The sequence below is a fragment of the Streptacidiphilus pinicola genome, from assembly GCF_003258295.1.
Lineage (GTDB): Bacteria > Actinomycetota > Actinomycetes > Streptomycetales > Streptomycetaceae > Streptacidiphilus > Streptacidiphilus pinicola.
Window position 1 is genome coordinate 17,023 of the sequence record NZ_QKYN01000023.1, and the last position, 17,534, is coordinate 34,556.

16 protein-coding genes are annotated in these 17,534 nt (G+C 72.7%); 9 read left to right on the plus strand and 7 right to left on the minus strand.

The annotated features are described in order from the left end of the window. The first annotated feature begins 67 nt into the window (after positions 1 to 67). From DN069_RS05490 to DN069_RS05505, 4 genes are read left to right on the plus strand one after another with little or no spacing between them, the layout of a single operon-like run. Complete coding sequence (locus tag DN069_RS05490) at positions 68 to 2,092, plus strand: beta-galactosidase (protein WP_111499688.1); 2,025 nt, start codon at positions 68 to 70, stop codon at positions 2,090 to 2,092. Between the two features lie 44 nt (positions 2,093 to 2,136). Next, positions 2,137 to 2,958 carry a class I SAM-dependent methyltransferase gene (locus tag DN069_RS05495; RefSeq protein ID WP_165845377.1) on the plus strand — a complete coding sequence of 274 codons (822 nt, stop codon included), beginning with the start codon at positions 2,137 to 2,139 and terminating at the stop codon, positions 2,956 to 2,958. 40 nt (positions 2,959 to 2,998) lie between these two features. Continuing rightward, the gene (locus DN069_RS05500; RefSeq protein ID WP_243638930.1) at positions 2,999 to 4,465 is read left to right on the plus strand and encodes a DUF2079 domain-containing protein; all 1,467 of its coding nucleotides are present in this window, start codon (positions 2,999 to 3,001) and stop codon (positions 4,463 to 4,465) included. 52 nt (positions 4,466 to 4,517) lie between these two features. Continuing rightward, the gene (locus DN069_RS05505) at positions 4,518 to 5,039 is read left to right on the plus strand and encodes a GNAT family N-acetyltransferase (protein ID WP_111499690.1); all 522 of its coding nucleotides are present in this window, start codon (positions 4,518 to 4,520) and stop codon (positions 5,037 to 5,039) included. A 140-nt stretch (positions 5,040 to 5,179) separates the two neighbouring features. Here the strand turns inward: DN069_RS05505 and DN069_RS05510 are convergent, their stop codons facing one another. The 3 genes from DN069_RS05510 to DN069_RS05520 are packed head-to-tail and all read right to left on the minus strand — an operon-like array spanning position 5,180 to position 9,100. Further along, on the minus strand, positions 5,180 to 7,696 hold the full coding sequence (locus DN069_RS05510; RefSeq protein ID WP_111499691.1) for a DEAD/DEAH box helicase: 2,517 nt from the start codon (positions 7,694 to 7,696) through the stop codon (positions 5,180 to 5,182). Beyond that, the gene (locus DN069_RS05515) at positions 7,683 to 8,261 is read right to left on the minus strand and encodes a GNAT family N-acetyltransferase (protein ID WP_111499692.1); all 579 of its coding nucleotides are present in this window, start codon (positions 8,259 to 8,261) and stop codon (positions 7,683 to 7,685) included. The genes DN069_RS05510 and DN069_RS05515 overlap by 14 nt, the downstream gene beginning before the upstream one ends. Before the next feature lie 53 nt (positions 8,262 to 8,314). Beyond that, the gene (locus DN069_RS05520) at positions 8,315 to 9,100 is read right to left on the minus strand and encodes an SDR family oxidoreductase (RefSeq protein ID WP_111499693.1); all 786 of its coding nucleotides are present in this window, start codon (positions 9,098 to 9,100) and stop codon (positions 8,315 to 8,317) included. 166 nt (positions 9,101 to 9,266) lie between these two features. Here DN069_RS05520 and DN069_RS05525 point away from each other — a divergent pair, with 166 nt between their 5' ends. From DN069_RS05525 to DN069_RS05535, 3 genes are all read left to right on the plus strand, one after another. Continuing rightward, positions 9,267 to 10,505, plus strand: coding sequence for a cytochrome P450 family protein (locus DN069_RS05525; RefSeq protein WP_111499694.1), 1,239 nt, complete (start codon positions 9,267 to 9,269; stop codon positions 10,503 to 10,505). Between the two features lie 124 nt (positions 10,506 to 10,629). After that, positions 10,630 to 11,358 (plus strand): molybdopterin-dependent oxidoreductase, encoded by a 729-nt coding sequence (locus DN069_RS05530; RefSeq protein WP_111499695.1) that lies wholly within the window; start codon positions 10,630 to 10,632, stop codon positions 11,356 to 11,358. Next, positions 11,339 to 12,010, plus strand: a complete 672-nt coding sequence (locus DN069_RS05535; RefSeq protein ID WP_243638931.1) for a cytochrome b/b6 domain-containing protein — start codon at positions 11,339 to 11,341, stop codon at positions 12,008 to 12,010. Before DN069_RS05530 ends, DN069_RS05535 begins: the two co-directional genes overlap by 20 nt. Before the next feature lie 7 nt (positions 12,011 to 12,017). On the opposite strand, the gene DN069_RS05540 is transcribed toward DN069_RS05535, so the two are convergent. After that, positions 12,018 to 12,629, minus strand: a complete 612-nt coding sequence (locus tag DN069_RS05540) for a TetR/AcrR family transcriptional regulator (RefSeq protein ID WP_111499697.1) — start codon at positions 12,627 to 12,629, stop codon at positions 12,018 to 12,020. A 102-nt stretch (positions 12,630 to 12,731) separates the two neighbouring features. On the opposite strand from DN069_RS05540, the gene DN069_RS05545 reads away from it, so the two are divergent. Beyond that, entirely contained in the window at positions 12,732 to 13,667 is a 936-nt protein-coding gene (locus tag DN069_RS05545; RefSeq protein ID WP_111499698.1) for an NADP-dependent oxidoreductase, read from the plus strand. Between the two features lie 4 nt (positions 13,668 to 13,671). Here the strand turns inward: DN069_RS05545 and DN069_RS05550 are convergent, their stop codons facing one another. The 3 genes from DN069_RS05550 to DN069_RS05560 form a co-directional block, all read right to left on the minus strand. After that, positions 13,672 to 14,265, minus strand: coding sequence for a TIGR03086 family metal-binding protein (locus DN069_RS05550; RefSeq protein WP_111499699.1), 594 nt, complete (start codon positions 14,263 to 14,265; stop codon positions 13,672 to 13,674). 68 nt (positions 14,266 to 14,333) lie between these two features. Beyond that, positions 14,334 to 14,945: a TetR/AcrR family transcriptional regulator gene (locus DN069_RS05555; protein WP_111499700.1), complete on the minus strand. Its 612-nt coding sequence runs from the start codon at positions 14,943 to 14,945 to the stop codon at positions 14,334 to 14,336. Next, positions 14,942 to 15,673, minus strand: coding sequence for a TetR/AcrR family transcriptional regulator (locus DN069_RS05560; RefSeq protein WP_111499701.1), 732 nt, complete (start codon positions 15,671 to 15,673; stop codon positions 14,942 to 14,944). Before DN069_RS05560 ends, DN069_RS05555 begins: the two co-directional genes overlap by 4 nt. A gap of 177 nt (positions 15,674 to 15,850) precedes the next feature. On the opposite strand from DN069_RS05560, the gene DN069_RS05565 reads away from it, so the two are divergent. Then, positions 15,851 to 17,521, plus strand: coding sequence for an amidohydrolase (locus tag DN069_RS05565; RefSeq protein WP_111499702.1), 1,671 nt, complete (start codon positions 15,851 to 15,853; stop codon positions 17,519 to 17,521). The last annotated feature ends 13 nt before the right edge of the window (positions 17,522 to 17,534 follow it).

Below are 17,534 nucleotides of genomic sequence, written 5' to 3' on the forward strand. Positions count from 1 at the left end.
GTCGAAGGGGAGAGGCTGCCCACGGCGTACGCGGTTCCAGCAGCGGGCACCGGACGAGGAGTGATCCATGGCACAGCGGCTGCGCCTTACGGGGCTGGCCTACGGCGGCGACTACAACCCGGAGCAGTGGCCGGAGGAGGTCTGGACCGAGGACGTGGCGCTGATGCGTCAGGCCGGCGTCAACCTGGTCAGCCTCGGCATCTTCTCGTGGGCCAGGCTGGAGCCGCGTCCGGGCGAGTTCGACTTCGGCTGGCTGGACCGAGTGATCGACAAGCTGCACGCCGCCGATGTCTCGGTCGACCTGGCCACCCCCACCGCCTCGCCGCCCGCCTGGTTCCAGAAGGCCAACCCGCACGTCCGTCCGGTCACCGTGGACGGCCGGGAGCTCGGCTACGGGGCCCGGCAGACCTACTGCCCGAGCTCGCCCGAGTACGCCGCCGCCGCGGCCCGGATCACCCGCGAGCTCGCCGCCCGCTACGCCGGCCATCCGGCCGTCGTGCTCTGGCACGTCCACAACGAGTACGGCTGCCACGTCTCGCGCTGCTACTGCGAGCGCTCCGCGGCCGCCTTCCGGGACTGGCTGCGCGACCGCTACAAGACCGTGGACGTGCTGAACGAGGCCTGGGGCACCTCCTTCTGGGGCCAGCGCTACGGCTCCTTCGACGAGATCGACGCGCCCCGGCAGGCGCCCACCGCCGTCAACCCGGCCCAGCAGCTGGACTTCCGCCGCTTCTCCTCGGACGCGCTGCTCGCCCTCTACAAGGCCGAGCGCGACATCATCCGCGCCGCCGACCCGAACGTGCCCGTCACCACCAACTTCATGGCCGGGCTCTCCGACAACCTGGACTACTGGGCCTGGGCCCGCGAGGTGGACCTGGTCGCCACCGACCACTACCTCTCCGCGGAGCGCGCGGACAACCAGATCGGGCTGGCGCTCGCCGCCGACCTCACCCGCTCACTCGGCGGCGGCGCGCCGTGGCTGCTGATGGAACACTCCACCTCCGCCGTCAACTGGCAGCCGCGCAACATCGCCAAGCGGCCCGGCGAGATGGTCCGCAACAGCCTCGCCCACGTCGCCCGCGGCGCGGACGGCGTGATGTTCTTCCAGTGGCGCGCCTCGCGCGCCGGCGCGGAGAAGTACCACTCCGCGATGGTCCCGCACGCCGGGACGGCCACCCGGCTGTGGCGCGAGGTCGTCGGCCTCGGCGAACGGCTGCGCGAGCTGGAGCCGCTGCGCGGCAGCCGGGTCGCGGCGGACGTCGCGATCGTGTGGGAGTGGGAGTCGCGCTGGGCGCTGGAGCTGGAGTACCGGCCGAGCGTCGAGCTGGACTTCCGCGAGCGGATCGACGCCTACTACGAGCGGCTCTGGCGGGCCGGCGTCACCGTCGACTTCGTCCACCCCGGCGCCGACCTGAGCGGCTACCGCCTCGTCGTCGCGCCCTCGATGTACGTCACCCGCAACGCCTGGGCGGAGAACCTGCGCTCCTGGGTCCGCTCCGGCGGCACCCTGTTGACCAGCTACTTCACCGGCATCGTCGACGAGAACGACGCCGTCCACCCCGGCGGCTACCCCGGTGCGCTGCGCGACGTGCTGGGCGTGCGGACCGAGGAGTTCCTGCCGCTGCGTCACGGCGAGACCACCTCGCTCTCCGCGACGACCCGGATGGACATCGGCGCGGCCGCGTCCGGCACCGCGTCCCGCTGGGCCGAGGACCTGACCCTGGACGGGGCCGCCGCCGTGCTCCAGCACGCCGACGGCCCCGCGGCCGGGCGTCCGGCCGTGACCCGGCACGCCTTCGGCGAGGGCACCGCCTGGTACGTCGCCACCGCCCCCGACGCCGGCACCCTGGACGCGGTGCTGCGCGCCGCGCTCGCCGACGCCGGTGTCCGCACCCCGTCGGGCGTCCCCGACGGGGTCGAACGCGTCCGCCGCACGGACGCCGGGGGGCGCGGCTGGGAGATCGTGATCAACCACACCGCGTCCGATGCGACCCTTCCCGGCCCGGAAGGTCCCGTTTCGGTACCCGCCGGAACGGTCACGGTGCTGGCCTCCGAGCCGCTGGAGTCGGTAAGTTCGCCGACGGACCAGTGACCGGTCGGTGACCGGCGCGTGACCTGACGGACGGGGAGCACCGGGTGGGACAGCAGAGAGCGCTCGTGTTCGGGACGACGGCGGAGGCCTACGACGCGGCCCGGCCCGGATACTCGGATCTCCTGGTCGACACGGTTCTGGCGTACGCGGGCCCTGGTCTGCGGCGCGCGGTGGAGATCGGCGCGGGCACGGGCAAGGCCACCGTCGCGTTCGCCGGGCGCGGCGTGCCGGTGCTGGCCGTCGAACCGGACCCGCGGATGGCGGAGGTGCTGCGGCGCAACACCGCGGACGTGCCGCACGTCGAGGTCGAGGCGGGGCTGCTGTTCGAGCAGTGGCAGCCGGGCGGGCGGCGGTTCGAGCTCGTCTACGCCGCGCAGGCCTGGCACTGGCTCGACCCGCACACCCGCCGGGACCGTGTCCACGACGTCCTCGCCCCCGGCGGCACGGTCGCGCTGTTCTGGAACTTCGCCCCCGTCGTCGACCCGGACCTGCACCGCGCGCTCCAGGAGACCGACGAGGAGTTCGGCACCGGGCTGATGCGGCTCACCGAGCTGGCGGCCGACTACGCGGGCGAGATCGAGTCCACCGTGGAGAACGGCTGGCCCGCCCGGGACTTCGCGGGCGACGCGCGCTTCACCGACCAGCGCTCGGTGCGCGTGCGCAACGGCCGCGTCCGGCAGGGCGTCGACGCCTGGCTCGCCCGGGTGGCGACCCAGTCCGGCGTGCAGATGCTGGAACCCGGACGCCGGGAGGCCTGCCTCGCCGCGCTGCGCGCCGCTCTCACCGCGCACGGTGACGGGTTCGACACCGAGTGGATCACCGACGTCTTCCTGGCCAGACGCGTCCCGGTGGAGGCGCTGGCATAGGGTGGACGGGTTTGCAGGCTGACGGGGTGGGACGCGGAGAGTGAGTACAACCGGGACGACGGTCGTCGCGCAGCGGCGCGTACGGCTGGTGACGGGGGAGCTCGGAAGTCCGGAGAGCCGGATACCGGCATGGGCGTACAGCTGGGGCACGGCGGCGGTCTTCGCCGTGCTCTACACCGTGCTGTCGGTGCGCCGTCACCAGCTGCAGCAGACGGCCGGCTACGACCTGGGCATCTTCGAGCAGGCCGTGCGCGCCTACGCCCACCTGCAGGCGCCGGTCACCCCGCTCAAGGGCCTCGGCTTCGACGTGCTGGGCGACCACTTCAGCCCCGCGGTCGCGATCATCGCGCCGTTCTACCGGGTCTTCCCCAGCCCGGTGACGCTGCTGGTCGCGCAGAGCGTGCTGCTCTCGCTGGCGATCGTGCCGCTCGCGGACTGGGCGCTGACCGCGCGTGGGCCGCGCACCGCGCTGGTGGTCGGCTTCGGCCTGGGCGCGTCCTGGGGCGTGGTGCAGGCGGCCGCGTTCGACTTCCACGAGGTGGCGCTGGCGGTGCCGCTGATCGCCTTCGCGGTACGGGCGCTCGGCGAGGATCGGTGGCGGGCGGCGGCGCTGTGGTCGCTGCCGCTACTGCTGGTCAAGGAGGACCAGGGCCTGACGGTGGCCGCCGTCGGCGTCTACATCGCGCTGCGCGGGCCGCGTCGCCTCGGCCTCTGGCTCACCGCGGCGGGCGCGCTCGGCACCTGCGCGGAGGTGCTGCTGGTCCTCCCGGCCGTCAACGTCCATGGCGGGTTCGACTACTGGCAGCAGATCACCGGCGGTGGCACGGCCACCACCGGCGGCGTGACCGCGGCGGGCGGCGGCGGCTCGCTCATCGGCCTGCTGCTGCACCTGCCCTGGCCGGGCGTCAAATGGCTGACGCTGCTGATGCTGCTGGCCCCCACCGCCTTCTACGCGCTGCGCTCGCCGCTGACGCTGCTGTGCGCGCCGACCCTGCTGTGGCGCTTCGCCTCCGGCAACTCGCACTACTGGGGCGTCGCCTACCACTACAGCGCGGTGCTGATGCCGATCGTCTTCGGCGGCTTCGTCCACGCGCTCACCCGCGGCGGCCTCTCCTGGCGCCGCGGCCGCGCCGCGCTCGCGGCGAGCGCCGCCTTCACGCTGGCGACCCTGCCGTTCTTCCCGATGCGCGAACTGGCGCTACCGACCCAGTGGATCACCCCCGCCCACGTCGAGACGGCGGACGCGATCCTCGGCGAGATCCCCGCCGGGGTGAAGGTCGCGGCCAGCAACCGCCTGGCCGCCCAACTGGTGCACCGCGACACGGTCACCCTGGTCTGCATGCGCGACGCGTCCGCCGACGCGGACTTCGTCGTCGTCGACGCCTCCGACTCCAAGGCCATCGCGCCCTGCTCCGCGGACACCGCCGTCGCGGAGCTCACCCGGTTCGAGTCCCGCGGCTACACCCTGGTCGCCCAGAGCGACGGCGTCACCCTGCTGCGACGCTGACGACGCGAATAAGGGCGCGCCCGGAGCGGGGTGGGCGACTTAGGGTGGCCCCATGTCTGATCACGTGAAGCTGCGCCCGTTCGTCGCCAAGGATCTCGACCTGCTGGAGCAGCTCTTCGAGGACCCGGTGGAGGCCGGGGAGTTCGGCTTCTTCGGCCACCGCAACCCCGGCGCGCTGCGCCGGCAGTGGGCCGAGCAGGGCTTCCTCTCCCCGCAGGGCGGCCGGCTGGCCGTCGTCGGGGAGGACGACCGGTTGGTGGGCGAGGTGCAGTGGCGGGAGGTCTTCCAGGGCCCCGCGTCGCCGTGCTGGAACATCGGCATCGGTCTGCTGACCGCTGAACGGGGGAGGGGTTACGGCACGCGCGCCCAGCGACTGCTCGCGGAGTACCTGTTCGCGCACACCCGGGTGAACCGGATCGAGGCGAGCACGGAGATCATCAACATCGCCGAGCAGCGCGCGCTGGAGCGCGCCGGCTTCACCCGCGAGGGCGTCATCCGCGGCGGCTGCTTCCGCGCCGGGGTGTGGCGCGACATGGTGCTGTACTCGATTCTGCGCGCCGAGGTCATGGCGTAGCCATGCAGGGGCGCGGGGAACTGCGCGACAAGCCACCCAGCGAGGTAGTGCCCCGAGCGCGCAGGGCCATCCGCTCATCAGTGGCTGCTCGCGCCCACGCGGCGGAGCCGCCTATCGGCAGAGCCCCGCGCCCCTGGGGGTTACCCGAGGCGGTCGACGCCCGTCACGCGCAGGACCGCGCGGCCCTCCTCGTCGGAGGAGGTGAGGTCGACCTCGGCGCTGATGCCCCAGTCGTGGTCGCCTGCCGGGTCGTCGAAGATCTGGCGGACGAGCCACGCGCCCTGGACCGTCTCCTCGTCGATGATGAGCATCTTCGGGCCGCGGGCGTCGGGGCCGGTGTAGAGGTCGTCGTGCTCGTCCCAGTACGCGTCCATCGCGTCCGCCCAGCGGTCGGCGTCCCAGCCGCCGTCCTCGGCGTCCAGCTCGGCGAGGGCGTCCCAGTTCTCCAGTGCGCACAGCTCCGCGCGGCGGAACATCGCGTTGCGGACCAGCACTCGGAAGGCGCGCTTGTTGGCGGTGACCGGCGCGGTCCTCTCCTCCAGCGACTCCTCCAACTCCTCCTCGTCCTCCGGATTCGCCAGCTGCTCCCACTCGTCCAGCAGCGAGGAGTCGACCTGGCGGACCAGCTCGCCCAGCCAGGAGATCAGGTCGCGCAGGTCCTCGGACTTGAGGTGGTCCGGCACCGTGTGCTCGACCGCCTTGTACGCGGAGGCGAGGTAGCGCAGCACCAGGCCCTCGGTGCGCGGGAGTTCGTAGAAGCCGACGTAGTCGGTGAAGGTCATCGCGCGCTCGTAGAGGTCGCGGGCGACGGTCTTCGGGCGCAGCGGGTGGTCGCTGATCCACGGGTGCGAGCGGCGGTAGACCTCGTACGCGTGCTCCAGCAGCTCAACGAGCGGCTTGGGGTAGGAGATCTCCTGGAGCCGCTCCATCCGCTCCTCGTACTCGATCCCGTCGCGCTTCATCTCGGCGACGGCCTCGCCGCGCGCCTTGTTCTCCTGCGCGTGCAGGATCTGGCGCGGGTCGTCCAGCGTCGACTCGACGACCGACAGCACGTCCAGCGCGTACGACGGCGACGCCGGGTCCAGCAGCTCGAACGCGGCCAGCGCGAACGTGGACAGCGGCTGGGTGAGCGAGAAGTCGTCCTGCAGGTCCACCGTCAGACGGACGATGCGGCCGGTCTCGTCCGGGTGCGGCAGTCGCTCGACGACGCCGCCCGCCTCCAGCGAGCGGTAGATGGCGATGGCCTCGCGAATGTGGCGGCGACGGGTCTTCGGGTCGTCGTCGTTGTCGGTGAGCAGGTGTCGCATCGCCTCGAAGGCGTTGCCGGGGCGGTTGATGACGGAGAGCAGCATCAGGTGGCTCACCTTGAAGCGGGAGACCAGCGGTTCCGGTGCCGCGTCGATGAGCTTGGTGAAGGTCTCCTCGCCCCAGGAGACGAAGCCCTCGGGCGCCTTCTTCCGCACCACCTTGCGCTTCTTCTTCGGGTCGTCGCCCGCCTTGGCCACGGCCCGCTCGTTCTCGATGACGTGCTCCGGCGCCTGCGCGACGACCGTGCCGACGGTGTCGAAGCCGGCGCGGCCCGCGCGGCCGGCGATCTGGTGGAACTCGCGGGCGCGCAGCATCCGTACCCGCTGGCCGTCGTACTTGCTGAGCGCGGTGAACAGCACGGTGCGGATCGGCACGTTGACGCCGACGCCGAGGGTGTCGGTGCCGCAGATGACCTTGAGCAGGCCGGCCTGCGCCAGCCGCTCCACCAGGCGGCGGTACTTGGGCAGCATGCCCGCGTGGTGGATGCCGATGCCGTGGCGGACGAAGCGCGACAGGTTGCGCCCGAACTTGGTGGTGAAGCGGAAGTTGCCGATCAGCGCGGCGATCGCGTCCTTCTCGGCCTTGGTGCACATGTTGATGCTCATCAGCGCCTGCGCCCGCTCCACGGCCTGCGCCTGGGTGAAGTGCACGACGTAGACCGGCGCCTGACCCGCCTTCAGCAGGTCCTCCAGCGTGTCGTGGATGGGCGTGCGCTGGTACTCGTAGAAGAGCGGGACCGGGCGCGTCGCCGAGGAGACCGTCGTCGTGTCGCGGCCGGTGCGGCGCTTCAGGTCCGCCTCGAACCGGCGCACGTCGCCGAGCGTCGCCGACATCAGCAGGAACTGCGCCTGCGGCAGCTCGATCAGCGGCACCTGCCAGGCCCAGCCGCGGTCCGGCTCGGCGTAGAAGTGGAACTCGTCCATGACCACCTGGCCGACGTCCGCCTGCGCGCCGTCGCGCAGCGCGATCGAGGCGAGCACCTCGGCGGTGCAGCAGACGATCGGCGCGGTCGGGTTGACGGAGGCGTCGCCGGTCATCATGCCGACCTTCTCGGTGCCGAACATCTTCACCAGGTCGAAGAACTTCTCCGACACCAGCGCCTTGATCGGCGCGGTGTAGAAGGTCCGCTGCCCGTTCGCCAGCGCGGAGAAGTGCGCGCCCGCCGCGACCAGGCTCTTTCCGGAGCCGGTCGGGGTGTTCAGGATGACGTTGTTGCCCGAGACGATCTCGATCAGCGCCTCTTCCTGGGCTGGATAGAGGGTGATCCCGCGCTCCTCCGTCCAGCCGGCGAAGGCCGTGAAGAGCTCGTCGGGCTGCGGACTGGCGGGGATGAGATCAGTCAGGGTCACCGGACCATTCTGCCTGGTCCCCCTCCCGGTCCGGAGCGCACCCGTCCGGCCGCCGCTCCCAGCGGAGCTCGCCGTCCTGCCACTGGTCGGTGGGCGTGAGGCCGACCGCGGCCGCGACGGCGGCGGACGCGGCGTGGTCGGGGTGGATGTGGGCGACGACCGTGGCCACCTGGTGGGCCCGGAGCCAGGCGACCAGGCCCCGGGCCGCCTCGGTGGCGATGCCGTGCCCCTGCCAGGCGGTGCCCACCACCCAGGCGACCTCCGCGGTGGCTCCGGCGCCCGGGCCGCCGTCGGTCGTGATCGTCGCCTGGACCGTGCCGGTGAGTTCGTCGGTACCGCGCAGCCGGACGACCCAGTTGCACCAGGACTGCGCGGGGTCGGGCGAGCCGGCGACCCAGCGTGCGTACCGTGCGCGCAGCGCCTCGGCGGTCTCCGGTACGCCGCCGGTGAAGGTGTGCAGACCGGGATCGGCGAGCACCACCGCCATCTCGTCGGCGTGTTCGACGCGCAGCGGCAGCAGGGTCAGCCGGTCGGTGCGGATCGGCTCGGGCTGGACGGTGGTCACGTGGCCTCCTGACGGAACGTGGCACGATCATGCCGCGTCCGCCGGACGGGACGTCAGGGATGCGAGTCCGGCGCGTCCGGTGGCCGCACCATGCCCGTCCGGACCCGGCGGCCGCCGTCGACGAGCAGGTCCGCGCCGGTCACCCAGGACGCCTCGGCCGAGAGCAGCCAGACCACCGCGCGGGCGACGTCCTCGGGCTCGCCCAGCCGCCGCAGCGGCGTCCCGGCCGCGAGCCCGGCCTCGTCGCGCTCCCACCAGAAGCGCGCCAGCTCGGTGCGGACCAGCCCCGGTGAGACCGCGTTGACCCGGACCCGCGGCGCGAGCTCGGCGGCCAGATGCCGGGTCAGCTGCAGCAGCGCGGCCTTGCTCGTCTCGTAGGCGGCCAGCCCTGGACCGGTGCCGTGCACGCCCTCCGTCACCACCGTGACGACGGAGCCGCCGTGCTCGCGCATCCACCCCTCCCAGGCCGCCCGCACCAGCGCCAGCGGGCCGTGGACGTTGACCGCGAAGGTGTCCTTCCACGCCGCCGGGTCGCCGGTGACGGCCGGGCCGGGCGGCTGGTTGGCGCCCGCGTTGCAGACGACGTGGTCCAGCCGTCCGAAGGTCTCCAGCGCCAGCCCCGCCCAGCGCCGCACGTCCACCTCGTCGCCCGCGTCCCCGGCCGCGGCGACCAGCCGGCCGGGTGCCGGGCCGAGCGAGGTCAGCGCCTGCTCCAGCCCCTCCTTGCCACGCGCGCCGATCAGCACCGAAGCCCCGGCGGCCAGCAGCTCCCGCGCCACCGCGAGCCCGATCCCGCGCGAGCCGCCGGTGACCACCGCGGCCGTCCCCTCCATCCGCATGGGCGGAATCGTCCGCCCGCGCAGCGGCGCAGTCCAGAGGTGTGCAGCACAACTGTTCACGAGCGTGACTGTTTGTTGACAGTTCGTTAGCGGAAGAATGGTTCGTAGCCGATCACCACAGACCGGCCGGCCCAGGGGAGGGCCGGGGGGAGAGGGGAACCGCCGAATGGCCGCCACCGAGTTCGAGATGCCACTCGTCAACGACCCGTCGTTCAAGGCCGACGCCCACGCCCGCTATATCGGGCTGCGCACCCGCGGCCCGGTCCAGGTGGTGGCGCAGCCCAGCGGGCTCGACCTCTACCTGGTCCTCGACCACGAGCTCGCCCGCGTCGCGCTCACCCACCCGGACCTGGTCAAGGACCCAGCGGTCGGCCGGGCGGGCCTCGACGCCGCGGGCATCGTCTCCTACCAGGGCAGCGGCCAGGGCCTAGGCGCCAACATGCTGATGGCCGACCCGCCGGACCACGCCCGCCTGCGCGGCCCCGTCGCCCGCGCCTTCACCCCGCGCCGGGTGGAGTCGCTGCGCCCGCGCGTCCAGGAGCTCGCGGACGCGCTCGTCGACGCGATCGAGGCCAAGGCCGCCGCGGGCGAACCGATCGACCTGGTCGAGGACTTCACCGGTCCGCTGCCCATCATGGTGATCTGCGAACTGCTGGGTGTGCCCGACGAAGCCCGCGAGCACTTCCGCGCCTGGACGCTCGCCGCCGTCTCCGGCGGCTCCTCGACGCCGTCCGTCGCGCAGCAGGACGGCATGCTCGCCATCAACCGGTACCTCGCCGAGCTGATCGCGACGAAGCAGGCCGCGCCGGACCCTGGCGACGACCTTCTCGCCGCGCTGATCCGTGTCAACGCGGAGGACGAGGGTGCGCTCACCGCCGAGGAGCTGCTCGGCACCGCCGTCATGCTGCTCGTCGCCGGCCACGAGACCACCGTCAACCTGCTGGGCAACGCCGCGGCCGCGCTCCTCGACCACCCCGAGCAGGCCGCCCTGCTGCGCGAGAAGCCCGAGCTGCTGCCCGGCGCGATCGAGGAGTTCCTCCGCTTCGACGCCCCCGTCGACCAGACGCCGCTGCGTTTCGCCGCGTGCGACGTCGAGCTCGGCGGCGTCCTCATCCCCAAGGGCAGCGCCCTCTCCGTCTCCCTCGCCGCGGTCGGCCGCGACCCGTCCCTCACCCCGAACCCCGCCGAGCTCGACGTCACCCGCCCCGACGGCCGCCACCTCTCCTTCGGCCACGGCATCCACTACTGCGTCGGCGCCCCCCTGGCCCGCCTGGAGGGCGTGATCGCGGTGGGGACGATGCTGCGACGCCTCCCCAGCCTGCGGCTGGTGGGCAGGTACGCGGACCTGAACTGGACGGTCGGCGGCATCATGCACGGCCCGCAGGCCATTCCGGCGACGCTTTAGTTGCACCACCCGGAGCCTGGCGCCCCTGAGGTCGCTGCCACCTGGGCCCGTCGAAACCTTAGAGAAGTCTGACGAAGCCCCTTCCGCCCTGTTCAGCGCGTCGGCGCAGTGGTGGGATGGAGGCATGGAGCAACGGGGTCGGCAGCGCCTGGGCAAACCCGTCGGGAGACGGGTCGTGCTCGGCGTGCTCGCGCTCGGCGCCGCGGGCGTGGCCTTCGGGGCCAAGGCGCAGAGTGGGCTGGACGGCATACTCGCCCAGGTCAGCGCCAAGGACCCGACGGGCCTGACCGGCCTGCTCCCGGGCGGCGGCGGGTTCCGGTTCTATTCCGTGGCCGACTCGATCCCGCACCGCAGCGCGGCCGACTACCGGCTGACCGTCGACGGCCTGGTGGACCGCCCGGCCACGTACACGCTCGCCGACCTGCAGGCGATGCAGCAGACCCGGCTGGTCAAGGACGTCCAGTGCGTGACCGGCTGGCGGGTGCCCAACACCGAGTTCTCCGGCGTACTGCTGCGCGACCTGCTGGACATGGCGGGAGTCCAGAAGCAGGGCACCGCGATCAAGTTCACCTGCTTCGACGGCGTCTACACCGAGAGCCTGACCCTCGACGAGGCGCGGCGCAGCGACATCCTGGTGGCGCACCAGATGAACGGCTCGCCGGTGACGGACGCGCACGGCGGTCCGGTGCGGCTGTACGTCGCGCCGATGTACTTCTACAAGTCGGCCAAGTGGCTCTCCGGCATCACGGTGACCTCGCAGGTCGAACCCGGCTACTGGGAGCACTACGGCTATGACGTCGAGGCCTGGGTCGGCCGTTCCAACGGACGCAACGATGCCCCGACCTCCGGCTGAGCCGACCGAACAGGTGCTGCGCCCCGACGAGCTGCGCCGGTTCACCACCGCCGAGCGCTGGGTGCACCGGACGACGGCCGTGACGATGATGGTCGCCATCGTCACCGCGGCCTTCCTCTACCTGCCGCAGCTCGCGGAGCTGGTCGGCCGGCGGCGGCTGTTGGTGACGGTGCACGAGTGGAGCGGGGTGCTGCTGCCGCTGCCGCTGGCCGTCGGGCTGGGTTTCCGCTCGGTACGGGCCGACCTGCGGCGGCTGAACCGGTTCCGGCCCGAGGACCACGGCTGGGCCTGGCGGGCGATGCGGCACGGCACCCGGCGCGCGGGACCGGCCGGCAAGTTCAACGCCGGGCAGAAGCTCTACGCGGCCTTCGTGGCCGGTTCGACGCTGGTCATGGTCGGCACCGGGCTGATCCTCTGGTTCCCGCACCTGGCCGCGCTCGACGTGCGCACCGGGGCGACCTTCGTCCACGACTGGCTGGCGCTGGTGATCGGCGTGCTGGTGCTGGGGCATCTGCGGATGGCGTTCAAGGACCCGGAGTCCCGGCACGGCATGCGCACCGGCCGGGTCGGCCGCGCCTGGGCGCGCCGCGAGCACACGCTCTGGGAGCGCGAGGAGCGCCCCCAGGACGAGGGCGGGCCGGCGGGCGACTGACGGGCGGTCAGGGAGCAGTGGTCGCCAGGGGGGCGGGCTCCTTGGCGAGCAGAGCGAACGCGGCGTCCAGGCAGGCGGCGGAGCGGGCCGGGTCGGGGTGGACCTTGCTGACGATCTGCACGCCCTGGACCAAGGTGATCAGCAGGCGCGCGCCGTCCTCCGGGGTGACGGACGCGGAGAGCTCGCCGTCGCGCGCGGCGCGTTCGAGTTGGCGGGTGAACGCCTCCTCCGCGATCCGCAGGCTGCGGCGGACCAGCCGGGCGACCTCGTCGTCGTGGGGCAGGAGCTCCGCGATGCTGTTGACGCTGAAGCACCCGGCGTTTCCGCACGCGGCGTCCGCCGCCAGCAGCCGGCCGAGGACGGCGCGTAGCTGCGCGACGGCGGGGCCCTCGTCGTCGAGTGCCGTGGCCAGCAGCGTGTTCTGGCGGTCCAGGTAGCGGGCGAGGGCACGGACGAACAGCTGGTGCTTGTCGCCGAAGGCGGCGTAGATCGAGCCGCGGCCCAGACCCAGCTCCTCCACCAGGTCGCTCATGGCGGTGGCCTCGTAGCCCTTGCGCCAGAAGAGCAGCATCGCGCGGTCGAGGATCGCGTCTTCGTCGAATGTGCGGGGCCTGGCCATGGCATCACGGTAGCACGATATTGACCGCTCGTTCCAGAACGGGTAGGTTATGGAACGAGCGGTCCTGAACCGCTCGACATCCGATGCGATCAAGGAGTTCCCATGAAGGCAGCAGTCATCGACCAGTACGGCCAGGTCGCGGACGTCGTGACGGTCGCCGAGCGGCCGGTGCCCGCTGTCGGCCCGCGCGACGTGCTGATCCAGGCGCGTGCCGCCGGCGTCAACCCGGTGGACCACCTGATCATCAAGGGCTTCCTGCGCGCCGGTGAGCTCACGCAGCCTCTCGTCGTCGGCAGCGAGGTGGCCGGCGTCGTCGCCGAGGTCGGTGGTGAGGTCACCGGTTTCGCCGTCGGCGACGAGGTGTTCGCCAGGGTCGATCCCCGCGTCGGCGCGGCGTTCGCCGAGTACGTGGCCGTCGACCAGTCCCTGGTCGCCGCCAAGCCGCGGGCGCTGTCCTTCACCGAGGCGGCCTCGCTGCCGCTGGTCGGGCTCACCGCGTGGCAGGCGCTCACCGAGCAGTCCCAGGTCGGACCGGACACCACGGTCCTGATCCACGGTGGCGCCGGCGGTGTCGGCTCGGTCGCCGTCCAGCTGGCCAAGCACCTCGGTGCCCACGTCGTGGCCACCGCGAGCGCCGACAGCGCCGAGCTCGTCCGCAAGCTCGGTGCCGATCAGGTCATCGACTACCGCACCGAGCAGTTCGACGAGGTCCTCTCCGGCGTCGACGTCGTGTTCGACACCGTCGGCGGCCAGACCCAGGACCGCTCGTTCGCGGTCCTCAAGCCCGGCGGCGTTCTCGTGTCGATCGTCCCGATCGCCGACGCGGAGGCCAAGCAGGCCCAGTGGAACGTCGACGCCCGCTCCTTCATGATGCGCCCGCACGGCGAGCAGTTGGCCGCTCTGGCCCGGCTGGTGGAATCCGGGGAACTGCAGCCGCTGGTGGAGACGACCTTCCCGTTGGCCGACGCCTCCGAGGCGCTGCAGAAGGTGGAGCGCGGCGGCGCCCGCGGCAAGACCGTCATCACCATCCCGGCCTGACGGCTCAGGCCTGCCAGGCGGGGTCGCGGCCGAGCAGCAGCAGGACCTTGTCGAAGTCGCCGGGAGGCGCGCCCGGCAGCACCGGGGCGAACGCGCGGCCCGGTGCTCGGTAGGCCTCGTCCGCCGGCACGAACGTGGCGGCCTGGCGCGTGGGCGCGAGCAGTTCCTCCGGGCAGTCGAAGGGCCGGCCCAACGCGCGGGCCAGGTCCCAGCCGTGGACCACGGTGTCGAGCAGGTGGAAGCCGATCGCCTGGGTGGCCGGGAAGGCGTGCCCAGGGAGGATCTCCGGCAGGGCGAGGGTGCGGGACTGCGTCTCGGCCTCCGTGAAGGCCGCGGTCAGCGCCTTGGCGGAGTGGAGGTACGCGGCCGACAGGTCGGTGCCGGGCGGGAGGGGGCGGTCGTCGAACGCGCCCGGCGCGTCGCCGCGCCCGTACGCGGCCTCGGCGAAGCCGTCCTGCTGGCCGATGACGTGCTCCAGCAAGCGGCGCACGTGCCACTCGGCGCAGGGGGTGGGGCGGTTGAGGTCCTCGGGCCGCACGGCGGCCACCAGCGGAGTGAGCAGGGCCAGCGCCCTGGAATGCAGGGTTGCGAGCGTCATGCCGACAAAAGTAGCACGACCGTTCGTGTAGTTTTTGGCTGATGGCCCGTCACGGTGTGCTCGGCGGGCTACTCCGTGCGCAGCAGGCGCCGCACGGCGCGCCTTGCGCACTGGTACGGCGCCTCGTCGTCGTGCAGCAGGGACATGGCGTTCGCGAACTCCAGCATCGCCTGCACCTCGAAGCAGAGCTGCTCGACGTCGGTGTCCCGCGGCAACTCCCCGGCCGCGCAAGCGGCCTGCAGCTGATCGGTGATCAGTTGCCGCCAGGTGCGGCTGCCTTCGCCCAGCGCATCCCGGACCCGGCCCGGCTGGGCGTCGAACTCCGCACCCACGGCGTAGAAGAAGCAGCCGCCGGCGAAGACGCGGGTGCGGGAGTACTCCAACCAGCCCTCCAGCAGCACGAGCAGGCGCTCCACCCCGGCCGGCCGGTCCAGCGCGGGGGCGATCACGTGGTCGTGGTAGACCCGCTCCGCCGCCCGCACGGTCGCCAGCTGCAGCTCCTCCTTGGAGCCGAACAGCGCGAAGACCCCGCTCTTGCTGAGCTCCAACTCGCCTGCCAGGCGCCCGATCGAGAGCGCGGCGAGGCCCTCGACCGAGGCGATCCGCATGGCGTGGGCCAGCACAAGCCGACGGGTCTCGTTGCCCTTGAGGACTCGGCCGTCGGTCGTGGGACCGGTCATCCGGCGTTCCGCGCGCGCTCGATGCGGACCGCGACCCCGTCCAGGAAGGTGGAGAGGACGAGGGCGAAGACGCCGTCGTCGTCGCGGAACAGCTCGGTCAGGCGCGGTGCGCTGCGGTGCAGCAGCGGGAACTCGTCCTCCGGCAGCATGCCGTACTTGACCGCCCAGGCCGCCTCGTCCTTCTCCTGGGCCTGCGGGTCAAGGATCGAGAAGGCGGCGGTGTACTGGGTCATCGCCAAGGTCAGGTCCAACAGGGCGCGGTAGCACTCCGCCGCCTCCACGACCGGCAGACCGGCGCGGTGCAGCACCGAGATCAGCTGCTCGACGCTGTGCGTCTCGGCCGGGCTGGCGGTGGTGCGCGCCGCGGCCAGGACGGCGAGGGCCGGGCGGGCGAGGTAGGAGGTGCGCACGCTCTGCGCGGTGACGGTCAGCCAGGCGCGCCAGTCGTCGGCCGGGCCGTCGGGCAGCGCCTGACGGGCCAGCTCGATGCCCTCCTGGATCGTCAGATCCGTGAGGGCGAGCACGAGTTCGTCCTTGTCCCGGAAGTGGCGGTAGACGGCGGTCGGGTCCGCGCCGAGCTCCTTGCCGAGCCGGCTGAAGGTGAGCTGGCCGCCGCCCTCGGGAGAGCACAGCCGCAGCGCGGCCTCCAGGATCGACTCGCGGGTGAGCGTGACGCGTCGTTTGTTCGCCTGCCCAGCCGTTGACTGCTCCGCCACTCGGGCCTCCACGCGGGCCCCTCCTCAGATTCGCTCGGACGCCGCCCCGCCGCCGGGGCGTGCTTCATCCGATCGTAACGGGGTGCCGCTGTCAATGGCATTGACAGGCTCGTTGTCAGGGGGTTTTCTTCTCTGCACACCGGGCGGCGTCGGCCCCCGTTCTGCGCACCCCCATGCCTTGGAGCGCTCGTGCACTCTGATCTCCCCACCGCTGACCTGGTCTTTCTGGGCGGCCCGGTCTACACGGTCGACCCGGCCCGCTCCTGGGCCGGGGCCGCCGCCGTCCGCGACGGCCGGATCCTCGCCGTCGGCCAGGACCACGAGGTCCGGCCGCTGATCGGCCCGGAAACCGAGGTCGTCGACCTGACCGGCAAGCTGCTGCTGCCCGGCTTCCAGGACGCCCACGTCCACCCGGTGCTCGCCGGGACCACGCTGGCCCGCTGCAACCTGCACGACCTGACCACCAGCGCCCAGTACCTCCAGGCCGTCGCCGACTACGCGAGGGCCCACCCCGAGGCCGAGTGGATCACCGGCGGCGGCTGGTCCTTCCAGGCCTTCCCCGGCGGCATGCCGCACCGCTCGCTGCTCGCCGCCGTCGCCGCCGTCGGCGACCGCCCGGTCGCGCTGCCCGTCGCCGACGGCCACGCCCTCTGGGTCAACAGCCGCGCACTGGAACTCGCCGGCATCACCAAGGACACGCCGGACCCGGCCGACGGCCGGATCGAGCGGGACCCGGACGGAACCCCGAACGGCATGCTCCAGGAGGGCGCGGCCGAGCTGGTCACCCGTCACATGCCCGCCGCCACCGACGAGGACTTCTACCAGGGCCTGCTCGCGGGCCAGGCCTACCTGCACTCCTTCGGCATCACCGGCTGGCAGGACGCCGGCGTCGGCCCCAACTTCGGCACCGGCGACGTCTACGGTGCCTACCTGCGCGCCGACCGCGAGGGCACGCTGACCGCCCGCGTCCGCGGCGCGCAGTGGTGGGACCGCGAGGGCGGCCTGGAGCAGCTCGCGTTCTTCGAGCGGCGCCGCGCCGAGTCCGAGCAGGGCGGCGACCGCTTCCGCGCCGGGACCGTCAAGATGATGCTCGACGGCGTCGCCGAGAACCACACCGCGGCCATGCTGGAGCCCTACCTCGACGGCTGCGGCTGCTCCTCCGGCAACGCGGGCCTGGACTTCGTCGACCCCGAGAAGCTCGGCGGCTACGTCGCCGAACTCGACGCCGCGGGCTTCCAGGTGCACTTCCACGCGCTCGGCGACCGTGCCGTGCGCAACGCGCTCGACGCCGTCGAGGAGGCGCTGCGCCGCAACGGCGACCGCGGCAACCGGCACCACCTCGCGCACCTCCAGGTGGTCCACCCCGAGGACATCGCCCGCTTCCGCGCCCTCGGCGCCACCGCCAACATCCAGCCGCTGTGGGCCTGCCACGAACCGCAGATGGACGAGCTGACCATCCCCTTCCTCGGCGAGCGCCGCTCCGGTTGGCAGTACCCGTTCGGCTCGCTGCTGCGCGCCGGGGTGCCGCTCGCCGCCGGCAGCGACTGGTCGGTCTCCACCCCGGACGTGATGGCCGGGGTCCACGTGGCCGTCAACCGCACCGGCGAGGAGGACCCGAACCGGGTCCTCGGCCCGGAGGAGCGGCTCGACCTCGGATCGGCGCTGGCCGCCTACACGGCCGGGACCGCGCGGATCAACCACCTCGACCACGTCACCGGCTCGGTCCAGACCGGCAAGTACGCCGACCTCGTCGTGCTCGACCGCAACCCCTTCGACGGGCCGGCCCAGGCCATCGCCGAGACCCGCGTGCTGCGCACCTACGTCCAGGGCGGGCTGGTCCACGCCGCCGCCGAGCAGTGAGAAGGAGAGCCCA